This window comes from Enterobacter sp. SECR19-1250, from assembly GCF_013391025.1.
Lineage (GTDB): Bacteria > Pseudomonadota > Gammaproteobacteria > Enterobacterales > Enterobacteriaceae > Enterobacter > Enterobacter cloacae.
In genome coordinates, this window is the sequence record NZ_JACASJ010000254.1 from 1 (window position 1) to 1,396 (window position 1,396).

Genomic DNA, 1,396 nt, shown 5'->3' on the forward strand with positions numbered 1-1,396 from the left:
GTCTGAACCACAAAAGTCTGAACCACAAAACGGGCGCGGCGCGCTCTTCGCCGGTGGGCTGGCCGCCATTCTTGCGTCGGCCTGCTGCCTGGGGCCGCTGGTTTTGATCGCCTTGGGGTTCAGCGGGGCATGGATCGGCAACCTGACGGTGCTGGAACCCTATCGCCCGATCTTCATCGGCGCAGCGCTGGTCGCGCTGTTTTTCGCCTGGCGGCGCATCTACCGCCCGGCGCAAGCCTGCAAACCGGGTGAGGTCTGCGCGATTCCCCAAGTGCGAGCTACTTACAAGCTCATTTTCTGGATCGTGGCCGCGCTGGTCCTGGTCTCGCTCGGATTTCCCTACGTCATGCCATTTTTCTATTAATCACAGGAGTTCATCATGAAAAAACTGTTTGCCGCCCTCGCCCTCGCTGCCGTTGTTGCCCCCGTGTGGGCCGCCACCCAGACCGTCACGCTGTCCGTGCCTGGCATGACCTGCGCCTCTTGCCCGATCACTGTCAAGCACGCGCTTTCCAAGGTTGAGGGCGTGAGCAAGACCGACGTAAGTTTCGACAAGCGCCAGGCCGTCGTCACCTTCGACGATGCCAAGACCAACGTCCAGAAGTTGACCAAGGCGACCGAGGACGCGGGCTATCCGTCCAGCCTCAAACGCTGATCCGTTAACCGAACTCGGGAGCGACACATGGGACTCATCACGCGCATCGCTGGCAAAACCGGCGCGCTCGGCAGCGTCGTTTCCGCGATGGGCTGCGCCGCCTGTTTTCCTGCCATCGCCAGCTTTGGCGCGGCCATCGGACTGGGCTTCTTGAGCCAGTACGAGGGGCTATTCATTGGCATCCTGCTGCCGATGTTCGCCGGCATCGCGTTACTCGCCAATGCTATCGCTTGGCTCAATCATCGACAGTGGCGACGCACGGCGCTCGGCACGATAGGCCCGATCTTGGTGCTGGCAGCGGTGTTTTTAATGCGGGCTTACGGCTGGCAGAGCGGTGGACTGCTCTATGTCGGCCTGGCCTTGATGGTTGGGGTGTCGGTCTGGGATTTCATCTCGCCAGCACATCGCCGCTGCGGGCCGGACAGCTGTGAATTGCCAGAACAACGTGGCTGACGGCAACAGCCGTAGCCACCACAGAAAAGGAAAAATACATGACCACCCTGAAAATCACCGGGATGACCTGCGACTCGTGCGCGGCTCACGTCAAGGAAGCCTTGGAGAAAGTGCCCGGCGTGCAATCGGCGCTGGTGTCCTATCCGAAGGGCACAGCGCAACTCGCCATTGAGGCGGGCACGTCATCGGATGCGCTGACTACCGCCGTGGCCGGACTGGGCTACGAGGCAACGCTTGCCGATGCGCCACCGACGGACAACCGCGCCGGCCTGCTCGACAAGATGCGCG

4 protein-coding genes are annotated in these 1,396 nt (G+C 61.9%); all 4 read left to right on the top strand.

Annotated elements, in window-relative coordinates; translation table 11 throughout:
• The coding region (merT, locus tag HX884_RS26395; RefSeq protein WP_047359297.1) for a mercuric ion transporter MerT at positions 1-364 on the top strand (364 nt) is incomplete at its 5' end.
• A gap of 15 nt (positions 365-379) precedes the next feature.
• A complete protein-coding gene (gene merP / locus HX884_RS26400) occupies positions 380-655 on the top strand; it encodes a mercury resistance system periplasmic binding protein MerP (protein ID WP_000732275.1) in 276 nt (91 codons plus the stop codon).
• A gap of 27 nt (positions 656-682) precedes the next feature.
• Positions 683-1,108: an organomercurial transporter MerC gene (gene merC, locus HX884_RS26405; RefSeq protein ID WP_000522996.1), complete on the top strand. Its 426-nt coding sequence runs from the start codon at positions 683-685 to the stop codon at positions 1,106-1,108.
• Positions 1,109-1,146: 38 nt separating this feature from the next.
• The coding region (locus tag HX884_RS26410; protein ID WP_045289156.1) for a cation transporter at positions 1,147-1,396 on the top strand (250 nt) is incomplete at its 3' end.

Coding starts and splice junctions, on each gene's coding strand:
- merP (WP_000732275.1), top strand. CDS start 380: ATGAAAAAACTGTTTGCCGCCCTCGCCCTCGCTGCCGTTGTTGCCCCC.
- merC (WP_000522996.1), top strand. CDS start 683: ATGGGACTCATCACGCGCATCGCTGGCAAAACCGGCGCGCTCGGCAGC.